At 62.6% G+C, this 19,415-nt stretch carries 17 protein-coding genes and 1 pseudogene; 9 read left to right on the top strand and 9 right to left on the bottom strand.

All coding sequences use genetic code 11. The features are described 5' to 3' along the window. Positions 1 to 12: 12 nt before the first annotated feature. From HV670_RS20020 to HV670_RS20010, 3 genes are all read right to left on the bottom strand, one after another. Entirely contained in the window at positions 13 to 1,470 is a 1,458-nt protein-coding gene (locus HV670_RS20020) for a PepSY-associated TM helix domain-containing protein (RefSeq protein ID WP_175106612.1), read from the bottom strand. Between the two features lie 95 nt (positions 1,471 to 1,565). Then, complete coding sequence (locus HV670_RS20015) at positions 1,566 to 3,896, bottom strand: TonB-dependent receptor (RefSeq protein WP_175106611.1); 2,331 nt, start codon at positions 3,894 to 3,896, stop codon at positions 1,566 to 1,568. An 86-nt stretch (positions 3,897 to 3,982) separates the two neighbouring features. Continuing rightward, positions 3,983 to 4,399 carry a DUF2946 domain-containing protein gene (locus HV670_RS20010; protein ID WP_343054476.1) on the bottom strand — a complete coding sequence of 139 codons (417 nt, stop codon included), beginning with the start codon at positions 4,397 to 4,399 and terminating at the stop codon, positions 3,983 to 3,985. A 163-nt stretch (positions 4,400 to 4,562) separates the two neighbouring features. Between HV670_RS20010 and HV670_RS20005 the strand changes: the two are divergent. Both HV670_RS20005 and bluB read left to right on the top strand, forming a co-directional pair. Beyond that, positions 4,563 to 4,730 (top strand): annotated as a pseudogene (locus HV670_RS20005) (IS6 family transposase); the annotation flags it as partial. A 26-nt stretch (positions 4,731 to 4,756) separates the two neighbouring features. Further along, positions 4,757 to 5,413 (top strand): 5,6-dimethylbenzimidazole synthase, encoded by a 657-nt coding sequence (gene bluB / locus HV670_RS20000; RefSeq protein WP_175106610.1) that lies wholly within the window; start codon positions 4,757 to 4,759, stop codon positions 5,411 to 5,413. 36 nt (positions 5,414 to 5,449) lie between these two features. On the opposite strand, the gene HV670_RS19995 is transcribed toward bluB, so the two are convergent. Then, entirely contained in the window at positions 5,450 to 6,346 is an 897-nt protein-coding gene (locus HV670_RS19995; protein WP_175106609.1) for a LysR family transcriptional regulator, read from the bottom strand. Positions 6,347 to 6,616: 270 nt separating this feature from the next. Here HV670_RS19995 and HV670_RS19990 point away from each other — a divergent pair, with 270 nt between their 5' ends. From HV670_RS19990 to HV670_RS19965, 6 genes are read left to right on the top strand one after another with little or no spacing between them, the layout of a single operon-like run. Next, on the top strand, positions 6,617 to 7,336 hold the full coding sequence (locus HV670_RS19990) for an SDR family NAD(P)-dependent oxidoreductase (protein ID WP_175106608.1): 720 nt from the start codon (positions 6,617 to 6,619) through the stop codon (positions 7,334 to 7,336). Then, positions 7,336 to 8,295, top strand: a complete 960-nt coding sequence (locus tag HV670_RS19985) for a hypothetical protein (RefSeq protein WP_175106607.1) — start codon at positions 7,336 to 7,338, stop codon at positions 8,293 to 8,295. The genes HV670_RS19990 and HV670_RS19985 overlap by 1 nt, the downstream gene beginning before the upstream one ends. Positions 8,296 to 8,340: 45 nt before the next feature. After that, positions 8,341 to 9,348: an ABC transporter substrate-binding protein gene (locus HV670_RS19980; RefSeq protein ID WP_175106606.1), complete on the top strand. Its 1,008-nt coding sequence runs from the start codon at positions 8,341 to 8,343 to the stop codon at positions 9,346 to 9,348. Then, a complete protein-coding gene (locus HV670_RS19975; RefSeq protein ID WP_217478467.1) occupies positions 9,345 to 10,259 on the top strand; it encodes an ABC transporter permease in 915 nt (304 codons plus the stop codon). Before HV670_RS19980 ends, HV670_RS19975 begins: the two co-directional genes overlap by 4 nt. 7 nt (positions 10,260 to 10,266) lie before the next feature. Then, complete coding sequence (locus HV670_RS19970) at positions 10,267 to 11,043, top strand: ABC transporter ATP-binding protein (protein ID WP_175106605.1); 777 nt, start codon at positions 10,267 to 10,269, stop codon at positions 11,041 to 11,043. 55 nt (positions 11,044 to 11,098) lie between these two features. Continuing rightward, complete coding sequence (locus HV670_RS19965) at positions 11,099 to 11,872, top strand: creatininase (protein WP_175106604.1); 774 nt, start codon at positions 11,099 to 11,101, stop codon at positions 11,870 to 11,872. Here HV670_RS19965 and HV670_RS19960 read toward each other — a convergent pair. Beyond that, positions 11,869 to 14,427, bottom strand: coding sequence for a fused MFS/spermidine synthase (locus HV670_RS19960; protein WP_175106603.1), 2,559 nt, complete (start codon positions 14,425 to 14,427; stop codon positions 11,869 to 11,871). The two genes, HV670_RS19965 and HV670_RS19960, sit on opposite strands and share 4 nt — an antisense overlap. A gap of 327 nt (positions 14,428 to 14,754) precedes the next feature. After that, positions 14,755 to 15,711 carry an NAD-dependent epimerase/dehydratase family protein gene (locus HV670_RS19955; RefSeq protein WP_175106602.1) on the bottom strand — a complete coding sequence of 319 codons (957 nt, stop codon included), beginning with the start codon at positions 15,709 to 15,711 and terminating at the stop codon, positions 14,755 to 14,757. Between the two features lie 318 nt (positions 15,712 to 16,029). On the opposite strand from HV670_RS19955, the gene HV670_RS19950 reads away from it, so the two are divergent. Further along, a complete protein-coding gene (locus HV670_RS19950) occupies positions 16,030 to 16,539 on the top strand; it encodes a DUF1993 domain-containing protein (protein WP_175106601.1) in 510 nt (169 codons plus the stop codon). A 20-nt stretch (positions 16,540 to 16,559) separates the two neighbouring features. Here HV670_RS19950 and HV670_RS19945 read toward each other — a convergent pair whose 3' ends face one another. Genes HV670_RS19945 through tauA form a run of 3 tightly spaced genes read right to left on the bottom strand, consistent with a single transcriptional unit; the run spans position 16,560 to position 19,224 of the window. Then, positions 16,560 to 17,423 carry an ABC transporter permease subunit gene (locus HV670_RS19945; protein ID WP_175106600.1) on the bottom strand — a complete coding sequence of 288 codons (864 nt, stop codon included), beginning with the start codon at positions 17,421 to 17,423 and terminating at the stop codon, positions 16,560 to 16,562. Then, positions 17,420 to 18,199, bottom strand: a complete 780-nt coding sequence (locus HV670_RS19940) for a taurine ABC transporter ATP-binding protein (protein ID WP_175106599.1) — start codon at positions 18,197 to 18,199, stop codon at positions 17,420 to 17,422. Before HV670_RS19940 ends, HV670_RS19945 begins: the two co-directional genes overlap by 4 nt. Further along, positions 18,196 to 19,224 (bottom strand): taurine ABC transporter substrate-binding protein, encoded by a 1,029-nt coding sequence (tauA, locus tag HV670_RS19935; protein WP_175106598.1) that lies wholly within the window; start codon positions 19,222 to 19,224, stop codon positions 18,196 to 18,198. Before tauA ends, HV670_RS19940 begins: the two co-directional genes overlap by 4 nt. Positions 19,225 to 19,415: the final 191 nt, after the last annotated feature.

Below are 19,415 nucleotides of genomic sequence, written 5' to 3'. Positions count from 1 at the left end.
TTGCTGGGAGTGTCACGAGGCAAGCCGACGCGCGGTACGGCCGAACACGGCTCGATCCGCAAGCCATATCGCAAGCATGCTCGTCCCCATCAGGGGAAATACGATGCCAAGCAGGACCAGGCCGGCTTTCCAGCAACGCATGGGAGGCGCGGCACGCGCCCGGGCCGGTGCGCCCAGCGAACGGGCCGGCCGGCGCTTCCACCACATGACGCAACCGGTAACAGCCATGCCCGCCAGTCCCAGCGAGATCAGCGCACACAGTACCTGGTTGGCTAGCCCGAAAAAGCGCCCCATGTGTAGGGAAGTGCCATAGGACACAGCTTTCGAAACGGCGCCATAGTCGCCATAGCGAATATCCTTGAGCACAGCGCCGCGGTACTGATCGATATAAATCGTGCGTTCCAGCTTTGGGTCGGCCGGAAAGTACGAGACGGTGTAGACCCCTGTCGCGGACGCGGGCAGCACGATCTCATAGCCGCTTGCTACGCCAAGCGACCGAACCCGCGCAACCACGCTTCCGAGTGTGAGACGCCTGTCAGCCGCATCGCTTCGCGAGTTCGGCACGGGTAGGTCGCCCACTGCCCACGGGGTCGTGGGCAGCGGCAGATCGTCCATGATCATACCGGGCATCGAGTCCCTATTCGACGGGTGATGAGCGGCGTCGGTGGAAACGCGTCGCGCATCGCCGCCGGGAAGCGTCGAGCGTAGGGACAATCCTCCCCATGCACCCTTGGGCGCACCCAGATTCGCGCTCGTCGCCAACGCCTTGAACTGCTTGCCCCACGAACCGGACCAGGGCAGCCCCGTCAACACAAAGGACAATGCCCCAACGGCAAGCCAGATGCCCATGACCGCGTGCAGGTTCTTCCAGAACGCGCGGCCACTGAGTGCAAGACGCGGCCATATCGCGTTCCGCAGCGAGGTTCCCTCGTTCGGCCACCAGAGCGCGAGGCCGGTACCGATCATCACCAGGGTCCAGCACGCCGCCAGCTCCATCAGCAGTTCGCCCGGCTTGCCAAGCAGCAGCTTGCGATGGAGCATGCGGACCACCTGCATGAAGCGGTGATCGACACTCAGCGTGCCCAGCACTTCACCGGTGTACGGGTTCAGATAGACGCTCTGCTTTTCGCCATCGGGCAAGCGGAAGACAAACTCGGCGCTTCGCGTCGGCTCCTGGGTAATTGCCGCCGTCGTCGCCAGCGATCCCGCCGGCATGACCGCGCGCGCCCGCGCAAGCAGCGCATCTTCAGTGAGCCTCGGCACCGCCTGGGGTTCGACCACTAAACGATGCTTGTAGAGCAGGGGTTCTATCTGCGGCTGAAAGCAGTAAAGCGTTCCGGTGAAGGCCAGAATCACGAGAAATGGCATCACGAAGAGACCCGCATAGAAATGCCATCTCCATAGCGTGCGATAGCTGGAGCTGGCTGCATGGCTTGCCGGGGCCACCTGTTTCGTTGTGCTCGCGGACATGGAATCCTCCTGTGGTCCAAGATGTGGATCGCTAGCCGACCCATCCCTGACCCGACGGCCACGTTGGCCCTCGGGGATCATGAGGCTGCGTACGGTCAAATTCGCAGCTTGCCTTCGACATAGAACGTGCGGCCCGGATACGGGTGATAGACGAAGTAGCGCTCATCGAACAGGTTGTCGATGCCGATGGCGATCTCGCTGAGCTTCGAGGGTCTAAACATGTATTTCACGCTCGCGACGGTGTACGAGCTGGTCCCGCCGAAGACATCCGGGTTGGTGTCGGTATTGGTCAACGTGTTGTATTGACGCCCTGAGTAGTGGACGCCAGCCGTGACGGTTGAACGGTCATCGATGCGGTAGCTCGCGACGAGATCAGCCCGCCACAATGGAATGCGATAGAAGTACTTGCCGACCGTTGCCGGATTCTGCGCATTCTCCAAAATCTTCGACTGCGTATAGGCAAGACTCGCCATCAAGTCCAGCCCGCGCACGACTACATCCTCTCCCTGGTAGCTCGTTTCGACGCCGCGCGAACGGACCTCGCCGATATTCTGGAAGTTCGTGACATTCGGCACGACCGTCGTATCGGTCTGGCTGAAAATGGTGTTCTTGACGTCGTCCTCGAACAGCGTGAAGCGCATGAGGCCATTCCAGTGAGCCCACTCGGCGGTAAGCTCCTTAGACAGGTCGTTTTCGGGCTTCAGGTTCGGATTGTTGTTGATGATCGAGGAACCGTTGATTTGCCCTTGAAACAGCTCGCTCACGGTTGGGAACCGATAGGCGCGCGCGACCGATGCGCGTAGCGTCAGATCGTCGCTCACGTCGAATGAAAGCGAGGCCTTGGGCGAAAAATGCTGGTCGCTGACATCGCTGTAGGGTAAGCGTGTGCCCGCAACCGCCTCTGAGCCGTCGTAGGCTTGCCAGTCCTCATAGCGCACGCCATAGACAAGCTTCCAGCGCGGCAGGAAACGCCACGCATCCTGTGCGTAGACCGCCTGGGTCTGGGTCTTGCCTGAAAACGCATTGGCAAACGTGCTGCCCGAACTGTCCTGCCAGTTCAACGTGTTGTAGGTGGTGTTGTCGAGGAAGTAGTTGTCGTAGTGGTAGCCAAACGTCAGCGCATGGTTGGCGAGGCCCGCCGCAGGGGATGCGGGCGTGTACGTGGTCTTCAGATCGAGCGTTTTCCAGCCGGTACCATCGCCGTAGGTCACGGTTCCGGGACCGTTGCCCGGCGCGCCCGAGTTGGCCGTACGCGCCACACTGTTGCTGATGTCGTAGTAGGAAGCGATTGCCTCAGCGTTCCAGCCAGTCGGGTTGCGCGTTTTCAATGTCACGCCGTACAACCAGTTTTCGCTGAAGCCGGAACTCGGTGCGAACTCGGCCTCGGGAATCGAGTACTCGTACCCGCCGATGTTGACGTTGCCGCTATACACCGGGTTTCCGTTGGCGTCGCGCAGAAACGTCGAGGTCTCGCTGTTGTAGCTGTGATGCCAGTAACCGAGCGTGAAGCCGCCCTGCAGTGTCGGCGTGAAGTCGTACTGCATTTTCAGCTTGAACTGGTCGTTGATCGAATGCTCGATACCTTCTCCGTTCACGCCCAGCACTGCGGTCGGCGTGTTGGTCTGGTTGTTGTAGAAGTACGCTCCGGTAACCGGGGTGTCGGTCACTTTGGCGGGTGTGCTGGACTTCGCGAGCGTCCCGAACTGAAGAGGCTGGCTGGTGTTTTCCAGGTGATTCACATCAAGCAGATACGAGAACTGGCCGATCTTGTCGCCGATCGACGCGCTCACCTCGCTGCCGTTGAAGTTGCCGTTCACGCCAAATTGATTGAAATGCTGGGTAAAGCCTTTGACGTCTGCGCCCACCTCGAACTTCGTCGGCATCCGGGTGGTGATCAGCACCGTCGCGCCGAGCGAATTGCCTGGATATGCCGCCGAGTACGGGCCGTAGATCACGCTCACCTGCTCGATTTCATCCGGCGACACCATCGACCATTCGGGCGGAAACGAAAAGCTGTTGCCGAGCAGATTGCTCAGCAGCAGGCCGTCCGCATAGACGAGACCGCGTGCGCTTTGGGTGTTACTCGTGCCGCGTACGGCGATGATCGAATTCAAATCACCGATAAAGCGCTTGCGGACCGCGAGGTTAGGCATGTACTGAAGCACATCCTCACTGTTGACGACGTTCCAGTTCTGGAACTGCGCTGGCGTAACCGTCTCGACCGTGGCCGGCAGATCCGGGTCGATCGTGGCCTGCTGCGTGGGCGCGCTTGCCGTGACCGTCACAGACGGCAAGGTAACGTCGACAGCCGTGCCATCGGCATGAGCGAACGAAGGGATGAACGAAAGCGGCAAGAGCCCGAACGTGACATGACGCCCCCGTTTGCGAGCGCGGAGGGGCAGCCTTCGCAAAGCGAAGTTGAGCATTGGAGTTTCCTGAATGCATTGGACGAGCGGCCGCGTGCGCCTTCAATGGGCGCATTGACGTGCATGGCCAGCAGCTGGAACAGCGATCAGGAAAAAACCGGGGGAGCGCGTGGGCGTCCGGAAGGGAAAGCGCCGAGAGGCGTGAAGCGGGTGCCCAGCACGGCCACAGCGGCAACGCTTACGAGCAGGACAATCGAGACAGCCGCTTGAGGAACAGACGGCATCACTATGTGATCTGCGAGCAGGTCACAATATCCGCAGGCGTCGAGCAAGCTCGCAGGCGAGTGGTGTTCCGGATGGCCGGGTTGAACGACGGAACAGAGGGCGGCGACGGGTTCGTGCGCGCGCGCCGAGACGACCAGTTGACTAACGAGCGGCGCAAACACGATAAGCCACATGGCGATCAGGCCAAGCCATGTGGTCAGATGTTTGCGGTTACGAAAGGTCAGTCGGGCGAAGCTTACCACTTCGACAGGTACATTTCCAGACTCCCCGCGTCGCATTTTGACGCACGCCGATACACTGGTTCAACGTCCCTTGAGGGCCACGCGCGAAGAGGCATCCCGGGGGACGGAACAGCGGTTTTGTCTCAGTAAGGCGGCTCAGTAAGGTGGCTCAGTAAGGTGGTCTGGTATGCTCAAGGGCTAAAGACGAACGATGTGATCGATGAAGCCGAGCCTGAATTCAACCGTGGCACGCTTGCTCAAGCGCCTGCACTACCCGCTCGACGTGCTGCTGATGTGCGGACATGGGTATGTCGCCTATCCGCTGAGCCTCCGGCTCATTAAAGAAATCGTCGCCGAGCGTCGGATTTGCGTTGATCATTCGACCGTGTCCGGCCTTCGCGGCCTCATTGTTTCATGACGATGGGTTTTGACGAATCCGATATCGCCGCCGTCTACCGCGCGATTTACGAGCGGCGCGACATGCGGCACTTCGTGCGTGGCCCTGTCGATTCGGCCACGATGCACCGCCTGCTGTCCGCGGCGCACCATGCGCCCAGCGTCGGTTTCATGCAACCCTGGCGAATTGTGCGCATCACCGATGGCGCGCTGCGCATCGCATTGCACGACGCAGTCGAACGCGAGCGGCGCCTGACCGCCGACGCGCTCGGTGAACGCAGCGACGAGTTCATGCGGCTCAAGGTCGAAGGCATGCTCGACTGCGGCGAGTTGCTGGTCGTTGCGCTGATGGATGGGCGCGACAAGCATGTGTTCGGCCGCCGCACGCTACCGGAGATGGATCTCGCATCGGTTGCATGCGCGATTCAGAACATGTGGCTCGCCGCACGTGCGGAAGGGCTCGGAATGGGCTGGGTGTCGCTGTTCGATGTCGATGAAGTGCGCCGCTTGCTGCGGATGCCTGCCGGCGCGAAGCCGGTGGCGATCCTGTGCATCGGTCAGGTCGAACAGTTTTACTCACAGCCGATGCTCGAAACCGAACGCTGGGCACGTCGTGCGCCGCTCGACACATGTGTATTCGAAAACGCGTGGCCGGATGACGAAGTAAAGAACTGACGCGATGGGAGCACGACACCTCATCGGGCTAGCCACTCAGGCCATCGCGTAGTGCTTGACTGCCCGCAGGAACGCCACGAGTGTCCTGTTGTTCGCATCGGCACTCCGGTACGCTGCAAAGTGCTGCGACTCAAACGCATAGGTCCGGTGCTTCAGCACCTTCATCATGCCCATCGAGGCCCAGTGATCGCCCACGTGGCACGGCAGGAAGCCGACGTACTGGCCAGACAGGATCATCATCGTCTGCGCCTCGATCTTGTTGACACTGCCGCTCGCCCGCCGGTGTCCGACCCGATAGAGGTCGTCGAAGTTGCGATAGCCGCGGATCGAGAATAGCGATTCATCGAGCAGCTTGCGACTCAGCTTTTGCGCGGGCAGTTCGAAGAACGGATGATCCTTGCCGCAATAGAGCGCGTGCGGCTCGCGGTGCAAAGCCACATAAGTCACGTCCGGTGACGATTGCGCGACTGGGCCGATCACGAGGTCGCGCTCGCCGGTCAAGATCGCCCGCTCGAGCTCGCGTGGCGTGCCAAGGTCAAGATCGATGAATACCTCGCGTGTCTTCAGAAATTCTCCGATCGCGGCTTGCAGGCCGAGCTTCGGATTGGTCACGACCCCGTCGATGATGCCGACCGCCAGCCGGTCGACCACTTTCGACGCCGGATTGCTCACGCGCTCGTTGAAGCGGTTGATCTCGCCGAACAGCGTCTGCGCCGCGTTGTAGGTCACCTCTCCAAATGGCGTGAGCCGAAAGCCCTTGCGCCCCCGCTCGCACAGCCGCTCCCCAAGGCGCTGCTCGAGTGTCGCCAGATGGGTGCTCAAGGTCGGCTGCGACAAATTGAGCGCCACGCCGGCATCGAAAAAACTCCCCGCATCGACGAGCGTCGTATAGATCCTCAGCAGGCGCAGGTCGATATTGTCCAGTCTTCGCATCGGGCACGCCCCTTGTCGATACTTCGAGTTTTCCAAATATATCAATCCAATAATCGTTATACATCTCGATATATTGGCTCGACATACTCGCTTCAACAGACCCGTTTGAGCAGACCGAGGTGAGACGTCCGCTCCCCCGTTTGGCGGGTTCCAGCGGTCGATCGTCCCCGGACGCAGGCGCATTGCGCCACATCCCGAAGCAAGGAGACAGAGTGTGATATCGCGTTCGACGCTCACCCCAAACCCACCGGCCGAAGTGGAAGCCATTCAATGAGTTTCAAACACATACATGCGGTGGTGACTGGCGCCGCCAGCGGCATCGGCCGCGCGGCGGCCCGGGCACTGGCCGACCAAGGCGCGAGCGTGATCGGCCTCGATCTTTCGCCGACCGTCGACGCCGATGTTCCGATCGTGCAACTCGACCTGAGCGAGGAATCCCAAATCGTCGCCGCCGTCGCACAGGCGGCAGACCGTCTGGAAAACCGCATCACGCTGCTGATCAATGCTGCGGGCATCGAGATCGATGCGCCGCTCACGCGCATCGAAGCCGATTCGATCGACAGGATGTATCGGACCAATGTGCGCGGCACGATCCTCACCGCAAGAGAAGCGCTGCGGTACATGCCGAACGATGGTGTCGACCAGGCGCGCATCATCAATGTCGCCTCCGAGCTCGCCTATCTCGGCCGCGAGGGCGCCAGTGCCTACACGGCGACCAAGGGTGCAATCCTCTCGCTCACGCGGTCGTGGGCACGCGAACTGTCGCCGCGGATCCTAGTGAACGCGGTCGCACCAGGTCCGATCGATACCCCACTGTTGAATTACGCGTCAATGAACGATGCCCAGAAAGCCGTCGAGCGGCGCAATCCCATGGGCCGCATCGGCCGCCCCGAAGAGGTCGCCGCGGTGATCGCCTTTCTCGCCAGCGCGGGTGCGAGTTTCATCACCGGCCAGTGCTACAGCGCCGACGGCGGCGCGGGGATGCACTGATGCCAGCGCATACCGCACGCCCCCCTCTCACTACCCACACCGCACTCGCCCACGATGCCGCCGAGCCGCAGCGCGAGGTCCCGCGGATGCCCGCAGACTGGTCCTACGTCGCGCCCCTTGTGCCTGATGCCTACCTTGGTGTCTGGAAACGCGCCTCGTATGTCGACGAGCGCCATCGCGACGAAACCACGCTGCGCTACTGGCTGCAGACACCCGACTGGCATGCCGATCTCGGCGTCAGCGCGCAACGCCCGAGCTTCGAGGGTGTCACCTCGCTCGCCGAATGCAGCAGCGCACAGCTGGACTGGCTCTGCAAGGGCCAGGGCTTCGCGGGCCCGACGAGAATCAGCGGCGAGCTCTGCTTCTGGGATCGTCAATGGGACTTCCAGCTTCGCGACACACGCGATATCGGGCACATGCGCTTCACGAGCGAGAGTCTGATCGAAGACGACATCCATCAACGCTATCGCGAAGTCTGGTGCAAGCTGCCGCGCGCCGAGAACGGCGAGCGCGCCCTCGAAGGCCATCGTCCGGGCGACCCGCAGATCCTCCTGCTCGCAAGCGGCGGCTACTTCATGTACATGCGTGACCGCGCCCTGCGTGCCGCGCCCGCCTGCCGTGCAAAACGCCAATTTACCGAAGGCGCCGCCACGCGCAGCGAGCAGGAGGCCTTTGCTGATTTCGAAATGTCCTTTGGACGCTACGACGCCGAGCAATGGACTATCGAACTGTCCACGCTGCCGTGGCGCGAAGGGCGCTCAGTCGCGTGCGACAGCGCCGGCCTGCCCGATATTGCCGCATTGACAGGAGGACGCGCGAAGGCCTGGCGCCCCCTCGAGCGGCATCCGATGCCCAGCGCCAAAACGGCCGGACACATCCCGTCGCCGTCGCCGCCACCGTCACCGTCACCGTCGCAGTCGCAGTCGCCATCGGCGCCAAACGGGATGTCGACGACATGAACACGCCTTTTTCCCCGCCCTCACCCGGTCCAACAGGAGCACGAAATGAACTTCATCAAAAGCCTGGCGACAGTCACGGCAGTGTGCAGTCTGACCGCCTTCTCAGCCGGCGCGCATGCGGATAACCGCATACGGATTCTCAGCCCGAACTGGTCCGGCTACGCGCCTATATTCGTCGCGGATGAGCTCGGCTATTTCAAGCAACTCGGTATCGATGTCAGTCTCAAGTTCGAGGATGAACGCCCCAATGTGATGGCGGCGATGGCCCGCGGCGACATCGAGATGGACATGCGCACGGTCGGCGAATATCAGGGCCGACCGCGCACCGACGATACGCCCGGTGTCATCATCGGCACGATCGACGAATCGCTCGGCGGCGACGGCGTGGTATCCGACGGCAGCATCAAGAGCGTGGCCGAGCTCAAGGGCAAGACCATCGCGTCGGAACCCAACATCCCGGCCCGCCTGCTACTGCAAATGGAATTGAAGAAGCAAGGGCTGACCCTCAAGGATCTCAAGCTCAAGGAAATCTCGACGGCCGACAGCGTCGCCGTATTCTCCGACAAATCGATCGGAGCCGTCGCGACGTACCAGCCTTTCCTCTCGCAGGTGATGACGGTCAACGGGGGCCGTTCGCCGAAACTGCTGGTGTCGTCGCGTGAACATCCGGGCGTAATCGTCGACGTGCTGATCGTGCGGCAGGACGATCTCAAGGCCAATCCGGACAAGTACCGCAAATTCCTGATCGGCATATACAAGGCGATTGACTACTACAAGACCAATCCAGAACAGTTCGTCAAGCTCGCCGCGCCCCACTACAAACTGAGCGCGGATGAGTTCAAGCAGACGATCGTCGGCAGCCTGGAATACACCGACTTCGCACGCACGAGCGCCTACTTCGGCACGAAGGCCACGCCTGGCCCTGCATTTGGCGTGTTTGACCAGGTGATGGCGCTCAACCTGGAAAACGGCGCGGCCGATCATCGCCTGACCGCGAACAAGGAAATCGACGTCGATGCGCTTCGCAGCATCTCGGCAAGCGATCTGAAATGAGCGGCCCAGGCAGCCTCGAACTCGAGTCCCCTCTCGAGCCCCTGGCCGCACCGACGGAGCAATCCAGCATGCAAACCGATTCGCATTCGACCCGGCTGACGGTCGACCCGCCCTCGAAGCGGCGACATACACGACATCCGGCGCGCCCGCTGCGCGCCGCGCTGTCGCGCCGCGCACAGGTACTCGCGGGCGTGCTGTCAAGCGTCGGGCTGCTCGTGCTCTGGGAAATCACGGTTCGTAACGGCCTCATCGACAGCCTGTACTTCCCGCCGCCAAGCGTGATCGCCCTGACGTTATGGAAGATGCTGACCCAGCAGGGGTTTCTGTCGGACATCGGCGTCTCGCTCTACCGCGTCTGGGCAGCGTTCCTGCTCTCCGCGGTGATGGCGATTCCGCTCGGCATTCTCATGAGCAGCTACCGCCTGTTCGGCGCCTCGATCGAGCCTGTGATCGACTTCATCCGCTACCTGCCGGTGCCGGCACTCGTGCCGCTGTCGATCATCTGGCTCGGTGTCGGCGAGGAGACCAAGCTGTTCCTGCTCTGGCTCGGGACGTTCTTCCAGCTGATCCTGCTCGTCGCGGACGATGTGCTCAAGGTCCCGCAGGAATACCTCGAAGTCGCGGCCACGGTCGGTGCGCGGCCCAACCAGATCCTGCGCGATGTCGCGTTCCGCTCGATGCTGCCGAGCCTCGTGAACAATTTGCGCATCACGCTGGGCTGGTGCTGGACCTATCTGATCATTGCCGAGATCGTTGCTGCCGACAACGGTATCGGTTTTGTGATCTGGTCGGCACGTCGGTATATGCGCACGCCCGAGGTGATGGCAGGCGTGGTAGCGATCGGGCTGATCGGCCTGCTCTCCGACCAGTTGCTGCGCCTCGTGCATCGCCGTGCGTTCCGCTATCTCTGAGGTCCGTATGAAAGTTCCTTACCTCGCCTTCGAACACGTGACCAAGCGCTTCGGCGCGCTCGACGTGGTAGACCCGCCGTTCAGCCTCGAGATCGACCGCCGGGAATTCGTCGTCTTCCTCGGCCCCTCGGGCTGCGGCAAGACGACGCTGATGCGGATGGTCGGCGGCCTCGAGACGCTGTCAAACGGCCAGATCAAGCTCGATGGCTTCCCGCTCGGCAAGCCTGATCATCGCCGCGGCATGGTGTCGCAGTCGTATTCGACCTTTCCGTGGCTGACCGTCGGCGAGAACGTCGCCTACGGAATGCGTTACCGCAACGACATATCGAAGAGCGAAAAGCGAGACCGGCGCGACCACTATGTGAACCTGGTGGGCCTGGCGGACTTCGCCGATACCTTTCCCAACCGCGTGTCGGGCGGCATGCGCCAGCGCATCGCGATCGCTCGGGCGCTCGCTGCCGGCTCTGAGATCCTGCTAATGGACGAGCCCTTCGGCGCGCTAGACGCACAGCGCCGCGAAGTACTCCAGGTGGAACTACGGCGCATCCAGCGCGACGATGCGAAGACCATCGTGTTCGTCACGCACGACGTCGAGGAAGCGGTCTTCCTCGCCGACCGCATCGTGGTGTTTTCCAAGCGGCCGGCGCGCGTGCTGTCGGTCGTCGACGTCGCGGGCACACTGGGCAGCGAGCGCGACCTCGCCTTGCGCGACAGCGAGGCCTTTTTCCGTCTGCGGACCGAAGTTCTGCAAATGGTGCGGGCAAGCGCGAGCGAGGTTGCGTGATGCCTGGCGCGATCCCCACAAACTCATCCGCTATTTCAACATCAAGGAAAGTGCAATGACTGCAAGCATTCGGATGGACGAACTCTCTTGGCCGGAGTACCAGCAGAAGATCGCGCAGAACGTGCCGGTCTTCCTCGCCGTCGGGGCGACCGAACAACATGGACCCCATCTGCCGCTCGGCGTGGACGTGATCCTGCCGACGGGCATCGCAACGCGCGTCGCCCAGGAAGTCGGCGGCATCGTCGCGCCGACAATCCCCTACGGCTACAAGTCGCAGCCGCGTTCCGGCGGCGGCCAGGCCTTCCCGGGCACGACCAGCGTCGATGCGCATACACTGTCGCTGGTATTGCGCGACGTGATCCGCAACCTGGCATATCACGGCGTCAAACGCCTGGTCATCGTCAACGGGCACTTCGAAAATACCTGGCCGATGACCGAAGGCGTCGATCTCGCGATGCGTGAACTGCATCGCGACGGCATCGACGATCTCGTCGTGCTGCGGCTCGAATACTGGGACTTCGTTGAGACGGCGACGCTCGACCGGCTATTTCCCGAAGGTTTTCCCGGTACGGCACTCGAACATGCGAGTCTGCTCGAGACCTCGATGATGCTGGTGTTCCGGCCCGATCTCGTCGACATGGACCTCGTGCCCAGCGATGGCCCCGCCGTGTTCCCTACGTACGATCGCCATCCGGTCGACCCCGACATGGTGCCGAAGTCAGGGGTGCTGGCGCGGGCGCAGGGTTCGACCGCGGAGAAAGGCAACTGGCTGATCGACGATCACGTGGCCTTGATCACGAAGGCGGTGCGCAAGGAATTTTCGCTTTAGCGGCCGTCGAACCACCGGTAGTAAGGGTTGCCCGGGTCATCGCGCATGACGCTCTCCATGTTCTCGCGCCACGCTTCGCGATCGCCGCGATAGGCATCGAGGCTCGCCTGGTAGAAGCGCTGCAGCGTCGTGCCTTGCGCCGCCACCTCCGCGCGGAAGGCGTCGTCCGCGCCGGATAGCGGCGGTTCCGTGCGCAACGCCAGCAGATGGCTCAGCACACCCGGAAACTCGTTGCCGCGCACCCATGTCGCGTATTCAATACGAGGCCGGTCGTCGGTAACCGGTGGGGCATCCGCCGCGTAATACTCGAGTCCGGCGCGATCGGTGATCCATCCCGCCAGCAGCGCTGCGGGCGATGCAATGCCAACCTCCTCCAGCGCCGCCGCGACCGAGGGCTGCGCGAAACGCGCGCGGATGCGCTGCACATCAAATTCGATGGGCCTCATCGAGCCGACGAGCATCGTCTCATGCAGCTCGGTGGTCCACAGGCTCGCGTACGGAAATACCTCCACAAAGCTCCTGATCAGCGAGCGCGTATCCTCTTCATTCTGGGTGGACAGCGGCAGCCATTGCGCGACCATGCCGCCCGCCTCCAGCCTCGATGCGGCGAGGCGATAGAAGTCTGACGAATAAAGGTTCACGACGCCTGCCGCCGAAGGCGGCGGAGGCTCCAGCGTGATGAGGTCGTAGTGCTGCGCACTGCGCAGCAGCTCGCGCCGCCCGTCGCGCAACCGCATCTCGATACGCGAATCGGTGCTCATGCCGTAGTTGCCTTTGAACCGCGGCACGGCACACACCACGGCGGACATCCATTCGGCGACGACGCGGTGTTCAAGCCCCGGCCAGCTCAGCAAGGCACCGCCTGTAATGCCTGTACCCGCGCCGATTACCAATGCACTGTGCGGTGTGTCCCGCAGAATGATCAGAGGCAGCAACGCCTGCAGACGCATATAGCGAAGCGACGTCATCGCATCGCCCGAATTGGAAACGCCCTGGATATACAGGCGCCGGAAGCGCGTGTTGCGGGTGCCCTGTTCGACGACGGCTACCGCACCGCCCTGGCTCTCCTCGTAGAAGACCAGGTTTCCTCCGCGGGCCGCGACGAGCAAGGTGGCGAGCCGGTCGGCAGGCGTCAGTATCGCCGCACCGAGCGTCACCACCGTCAAGACCGGTACGCCCAAGCAAGCGAAGCGCCGCATGCCGGGGCCCCTCAGCGCGGCGACGAGCCCCACGACGCCCGCCAGCACGGCAAGCACCGCGAGCGTATTGACGACGCCCAGTGCGGGCACCAGCATGAAGCCGGTGAGAACGGTCCCCGCAATACCGCCAGCCGTGTTCGCCGCTACCACGATGCCGGCGTCGCGCCCGATATGGCGGCTGTCCACGCCGAGGCGCAGCGCGAAGGGCAAGGCGGCACCCAGCAGCAGCGTCGGCACGAAGACCATGCAAAGGGCAGCGAGCGCGAAGCTCGCGCACATGGCGCTCAACAGGCTGCCGGTCGCCGCCAGCACCGCGCCGCGGAGCTGGCCTTGCCATTGGAATAGCCAGTCGCCGAGACAGGCGATCTCGAGCAGCGCGACCAGACCCGCCGACGCGATCAGCAAGCCGAAGGCCCCCCACGGATCGCGTACGCGGTCGACGCGGCGCGACACCAGCGCGCTGCCGGCCATGAGTCCGCAGAGGTACGTGGCGAGCACGACCGAGAAGGCAACGCTCCGCGTGCTGACGAATTGTGCGATCGCCTGCGACCACACGACCCCGTAGCCCAGCGCGATGCCACCCGCGATGGCGTACAGCGCAAGCGCAAGGCGAGCGGACCCGATCGATGCGTGCGTAGCGCTCGCAGTCGTATCGATGAGATCCGCTGGGTGCGATGCTTCGCCATGCGTCGACACGCCTGACGGTGCGCACAGGGCGTCGCTTGTCGAAGTCGTGGGGGCCGGGTGCGCCTCTACAGTCTGGGACAGGCGTGCCTGTGCGGATCGGCCGCGTTCCACAAGCATTGCCGTAAGTGCCGCGCCAGCATTCAACACCCCGGCGGCGAATGCACTCCCCTGGACGCCGAGCAAAGGAATCAGCACAAAACTGGCAGCCAGCGTGCCGGCGATCGCACCCGCCGTATTGGCCGCATACAGAAGGCCACCCGAACGGCCTATATCGCGCACCGTTGGACCGAGTGCGCGCAGCATCACGGGCAGCGTACCGCCTATGAAGACCGCCTGCAGCCCGACCACCACACAAGACAATGCCCACGCGGCGAGTCCTGCCTGGTCCTGCCATAGGGCAAACGTCCCTGCTGCGCGCGGCAAGACGAACGTGCTCGCGATTGCCAGCAACATCGTCGCGGCTTCGAGCCCAGCATAGAGGCGCAAGGGTCGGCTGCTGCGGTCAGCCACGCGGCCGAGCAGCCAGCCGCCGAGCGCGAGACCCGCAAAAATAGCACTCACCCCGGTCGTGATCGCCTGAACTTCGACCCCGACGACCAGCGTAAGCTGCTTGATCCAGAGGACCTGGTAGATCAATGATGCAGCGCCCGAGGCGAACAGGAGCAGCACGGGCCACGCGATGGCCAGCGACGGCGTGCTTGCCCGGGTCAGTGCTCGAGTGCTCGCCCGGGCGCCAGCGCGCTTATAAGGATCCGTACGCAGGCTAACCAAATCGAATTAGATCAATTGCACACAAATAATATTCAATAACCCTAACGACATTTTTATCGCGTTAAGGAAGCCAAACCGCTTCGCGTCAACAGACGCAGGCTAACAACTTTTTTACGATATTTCACGCTTTTCCGCCGAGTCGAAAGTTTTCGCTGGATGTCCATGGCTCACCCCATGCCATGGACCCAGGCGAATTGCAGCGCAATCACCGGCAGACTGGCATTCTCAGCGCTTGACCTGCCCGTGCGCAATCAACCACGTGACGGCCTCTTCGACTGCCTGGAGCGAGGTATAGCGAGGTTCATAGCCAAGCAGGCGGCGGGCTTTTTCAATCGAGCAGTTCGGACTGCGCCCAATATGCTCCAGGGTGGCCGCCGCTTCCTCGGGTGCCTGAGTCTCAGCCCACTTGTCGAACGGCAGGAAGGTCAGCTTGGGCTCGTGACCGAACCAGCGCGACATCGACTCGGCGTAGCCCCGCAACGTCAACGCGCCGCTCGACACCGCGTGGAAGCCTTCGCCGACGGCCGCACTCCAATTGGCAATCGCACCCATGAACAGCGCCGCGACATCGTCGGCGTGAACATGGTGTACCGTTTCCAGCCCGAAGTTCGGCAGGCAAAGCGTTTCACCGCGTGCAAGCGTGGAGAACACGGCCGGATTGAAATGGCCCGCCGGGTTCAGCGGCGCCCACCCCGGTCCGACGATATGACCCGGATGGATCAGGGTCGCGGGAAAGCCCTTCTTGCGTGCCTGCTCGAGCAGATAGACCTCGATCGCCGCCTTCTGCGTTCCATATTCGCCGAAGGGCTGCTTCGCGGCGTCCTCGCGTGTCGGCACCACGACAGAGTGGCCGTGTGTCCAGACCGTGCCCGTATGCAGGAAGTGGCTCACGTGTCCCGACAGTTCCGACACCAGTTGTCGCGCGCTCTCCAGCGTGAAACAGATCATGTCGATCACGATGTCGGGCTTCAGCGCGCGGATCGACGATCCAAACGAGCCGTCCTTCTCCATCGCCTCACGATCCATCTGCACGTGCCGAATGGCTTCCCACACGGGGCTCGCCACATAGGGTTTGGCCCTACCCCGGCTGACCGTCACGACCTCATGCCCGGCCTCGATCAGACGGGGGACCAGATAGGTGCCCACATGCCCGGTCGCGCCGATTACCAGTACGCGTGTCATCTCGCTCTCGCTCTCTCGTTTTCAGGACCGCGCCATGATATCGCGAGCCCGGCGGCCCCGGGCAGCCCGCTGGTCAGCTCTGCTGTCGCGCGAACTCAGGCGTGAACCGGCAGCCCCGCCGATAACGCGAGCCTGGATGGACAAAGCGCGCGAAGGCTTCGCACAGGGGTCACACCGTTCACCGCGCGCTTCGATAGAATAGCCACCGACTTGCCGTCGAGGCCGACGATCGTTCGCACCGGCCTCCGGGATTCGCCTTGCCTTCAAGGTACGGCCTGGTTTGCACCGCCACCCTCAACATCGACCGAAAGAGTAACCATGACCCATCCCATGTACAGCGCATCCGTCCCGGTTTTCAAGCAAATGCTGACCGCCTTGTCCGAGCTGCTCAAGAAAGCCGAGGTTCATGTCACCGAAAAGAACATCGACCCGAACGCGCTGCTGCAAGGCCGCCTCGCTCTGGACATGTTTCCGTTGGTGCGCCAGGTACAGATCGCCGCCGATTTCGCCAAGGGCATCAGCTCGCGTCTGGCGGGTGTCGACGTACCGTCGTGGGCCGACACTGAAGTCACCTTCGATGATCTGCAAGCGCTGATCGCCAAGGCCCTCGCCTATATCGGCGCATTCGAGGCCGCCCAGTTCGACGGCAGCGAAAGCAAGGAGATCGTGCTGCGTCCGGGCACACCCAAGGAGAAGAAGCTCGCCGGTACCGCTTACCTGTACAACTACGGCCTGCCGCAGTTCTTCTTCCACATCACGACTGCCTACGCGATCCTGCGTCACCACGGGATCGAAATCGGCAAGCGCGATTACATGGGCGCCTACTAAGCCTAATCGAGTGCGGGGCCTTACGCGCCCCGCCCTTTCCACGGCACCAGCCGGCGCTCCATGGCCCGCATCCCGAGATCGAAGGTCCATGCGATCAAGCCGATCAGCACGATACCCATCACCACGACATCGGTCCGCAGGAAGCTCGATGCGTTGAGCACCATCTGCCCGAGCCCGGCGGTCGCGGCGACCATCTCCGCGGCGACGAGCGTGGTCCAGCCGAAGCCGATCGCAATGCGCAAGCCGGTCAGGATCTCCGGCAAAGCCGCGGGCAACACGACGTGCCGCACGACTTGCGCAAAGCTTGCACCGAGCGAATAGGCCGCATTCACCTGCTCCGCCGTCGCACTGCGTACGCCCGCGCGCGCGGCCATCGCGATGGGCGCGAAGCAGGCCAGGTAGATGACGAGCAGCTTTGCCGTTTCGTCGATGCCAAACCAGATCACGACGAGCGGCAGATAGGCGAGCGGCGGCAGCGGCCGATAGAACTCGAGCGGCGGATCGAGCAGTCCGCGCGCCACGCGGCTCACCCCCATCAGGATGCCAGCGGGAATACCCGTCAGTGCGGCAAGCCCGAAAGCCCCGAATACGCGAATCGCGCTCCACAGCAAATGCTCGGACAGCGGCAGGCCGCCCTGGATACGCCCATGCCACGCATCGATGAACGCAGCCCAGACGGCTTGCGGTGAAGGAAGGAACAGCGGCGGCACCCAGTGAAGCGCGGTCGCCGCCCACCATAGCGACGCGATGGCAATCACCGATATCACGCTCAAGCCGAAGGTCGAACCCTCGCCCGGCAGCCCGCGAGCTTTGCCGCGACGCTTGTTCCGCTGGTTCCGTTTGACCGTCGCAGGAACGCTGTCTACCGGTTCGACCGCACTCATTGCACGGCCTCGTTCGGCTGATGAAGGCGATGCACGAGCCGCTCGCGCCATTCGATGAACTCGGCCGACGATTTGACAGCACGTGCATCGCGCGATTCGAGAAACCGCCGTGCGAACGGCAAGGCATGACTCTCGGCGATCCGTCCCGGTCCGGGCGTCATCAGCACCAGCCGCGTCGCGAGAAAGAGCGCCTCCTCGACGCTATGCGTAATAAAGAAGATCGTCTTGCGCGTGCGGCCCCAGACATCGAGCACGAGTTCCTGCATGGCTTCTCGCGTGAAGGCGTCGAGCGCCCCCATCGGTTCGTCCATCAAGAGCATCTGCGGATCGCTCGCCAGAGCCCGCGCAATGCCGACGCGTTGCTGCATCCCGCCTGACAATGCATAGGTCTTCGCGTGAGCATGGTTGTCGAGTCCGACCAGCGTGAGCATTTCGCGTGCGATCTTCGTACGCTCACGCTTGCCGACACCCTGGAAGCGCAAGCCGAGCGCGACATTGTCGAGCACGTCGAGCCACGGCATCAGCGCATACTTCTGGAACACGACACCCCGTTCGGCACCCGGCCCGTCGATCCGTTCGTCGTTGAGCCGTATCTCCCCCTCGGTCGGATCGATAAAACCCGCGATGCAGTTCAGCAAGGTCGTCTTTCCGCAGCCCGACGCACCGAGCGCGACGACAAACTCGCCGCTTTCAACGCGCAGGTTCACACCCTCGATCGCGGCACTCGTCGCGCCTTCATACGTGAGCCCGAGTCCGCGGATGTCGAGTGTGGTCACCGCGCGGCCTGTTGGACGAAGCGCGGGTCCACGCCGACGGAGTAGTCCGGCAACACATTCTGAATCGTGCCCTGTGCCTTGAGGAAGCTCGCGGTGGCCGCGAGTGACTTCGCCGCGCCCGATTGCCTGCCGCCGCCGAGCCAGGTCGGCGATGCCTGTTCAGCCGCCGACGGGAACGCATAGAGCGCGAGGCTCGCGGGAACATCAGCCGGTGTCGCGCCCGATTCCTTCGCGACCGCCTGCACCTGCGCGGACGTGGCCGTCCATGCGCTCTTGTTGTCGCGATACTGCGCGTCGGTCGCGGCAAGGATCTTGACGAGATTTTCGACGAACGCGGCGTTGTCCTTGTCCTGCGCGAACTTGCGTGAAACGACAAAACCGTCGAAGGTCGCCTTGCCGGAATCCTTCGCCACTTCACCCGAGGTGATCAGCACCTTGCCGTTCTTCTTCACGGTGGCGAGCACCGGATCCCAGATATACGTCGCGTCGATGTCGCCGCGTTCCCATGCCGCTGCCACTTCGGGCGGGCGAAGATTGACGATCTTCACCGTCGACGGATTGACACCCGCGTCCTGCAACGCAACCAGCGCATGGAAGTGCGAGGTCGAGACAAATGGCAAACCGATCTTCTTGCCCTTGAGGTCGGTGATCTTCGTGACGCCGGAACCGTCGCGCGCCACCAGCGCTTCGGCGTCGTTGATATTGTCGAGAATCCAGAACAGCGAAATGTCCACGCCTTGCGAAAGGCCCGCCGCAATCGGGCTCGAACCCGCTTCGCCGAGCTGGATCGAGCCCGAGGCGAGCGCGCGGATCACATCGGCGCCGCCGCCAAGCTTACGATAGGTCACCTTGTAGCCGGTCGCCTTCTCGACTTCACCCGTCGCCTGCGCATAGCGCCAGGGCACCACCATGTCCTGATAGCCGATCACGACTTCGCGGGGATCGGCATGCGCGGGCGACACGGCCGCACTCGCCAAAGCGAGCGAGACTACAGACAAGTTTATGAAAGCCTGGAAGCGTTTCATCGAGATTCCCACGGGAAAGGTCTAGGTAGGCAGAGACTATAGGGAATTTATGGCGCCTCGGTTCGAAGCATTCGTGCATTGTAAATGACACAAATATTGGGCTACTACTCGATGCTTCTGTACATTCTAAATGACGCCAATAGAGCATTATCACGTCCGAACTGGATGGCAAAGACCGATTCGAGAAATCG

The organism is Pararobbsia alpina (assembly GCF_902859895.1).
Taxonomy (GTDB): Bacteria; Pseudomonadota; Gammaproteobacteria; order Burkholderiales; family Burkholderiaceae; genus Pararobbsia; species Pararobbsia alpina.
The sequence above is the reverse complement of the archived record's forward strand: the minus strand, read 5'-3'. Positions and strand labels throughout refer to the sequence as shown.

Coding starts and splice junctions, on each gene's coding strand:
- HV670_RS20020 (WP_175106612.1), bottom strand. CDS start 1,470: ATGTCCGCGAGCACAACGAAACAGGTGGCCCCGGCAAGCCATGCAGCC.
- HV670_RS20015 (WP_175106611.1), bottom strand. CDS start 3,896: ATGCTCAACTTCGCTTTGCGAAGGCTGCCCCTCCGCGCTCGCAAACGG.
- HV670_RS20010 (WP_343054476.1), bottom strand. CDS start 4,399: ATGCGACGCGGGGAGTCTGGAAATGTACCTGTCGAAGTGGTAAGCTTC.
- bluB (WP_175106610.1), top strand. CDS start 4,757: ATGACGATGGGTTTTGACGAATCCGATATCGCCGCCGTCTACCGCGCG.
- HV670_RS19995 (WP_175106609.1), bottom strand. CDS start 6,346: ATGCGAAGACTGGACAATATCGACCTGCGCCTGCTGAGGATCTATACG.
- HV670_RS19990 (WP_175106608.1), top strand. CDS start 6,617: ATGAGTTTCAAACACATACATGCGGTGGTGACTGGCGCCGCCAGCGGC.
- HV670_RS19985 (WP_175106607.1), top strand. CDS start 7,336: ATGCCAGCGCATACCGCACGCCCCCCTCTCACTACCCACACCGCACTC.
- HV670_RS19980 (WP_175106606.1), top strand. CDS start 8,341: ATGAACTTCATCAAAAGCCTGGCGACAGTCACGGCAGTGTGCAGTCTG.
- HV670_RS19975 (WP_217478467.1), top strand. CDS start 9,345: ATGAGCGGCCCAGGCAGCCTCGAACTCGAGTCCCCTCTCGAGCCCCTG.
- HV670_RS19970 (WP_175106605.1), top strand. CDS start 10,267: ATGAAAGTTCCTTACCTCGCCTTCGAACACGTGACCAAGCGCTTCGGC.
- HV670_RS19965 (WP_175106604.1), top strand. CDS start 11,099: ATGACTGCAAGCATTCGGATGGACGAACTCTCTTGGCCGGAGTACCAG.
- HV670_RS19955 (WP_175106602.1), bottom strand. CDS start 15,711: ATGACACGCGTACTGGTAATCGGCGCGACCGGGCATGTGGGCACCTAT.
- HV670_RS19950 (WP_175106601.1), top strand. CDS start 16,030: ATGACCCATCCCATGTACAGCGCATCCGTCCCGGTTTTCAAGCAAATG.
- HV670_RS19945 (WP_175106600.1), bottom strand. CDS start 17,423: ATGAGTGCGGTCGAACCGGTAGACAGCGTTCCTGCGACGGTCAAACGG.
- tauA (WP_175106598.1), bottom strand. CDS start 19,224: ATGAAACGCTTCCAGGCTTTCATAAACTTGTCTGTAGTCTCGCTCGCT.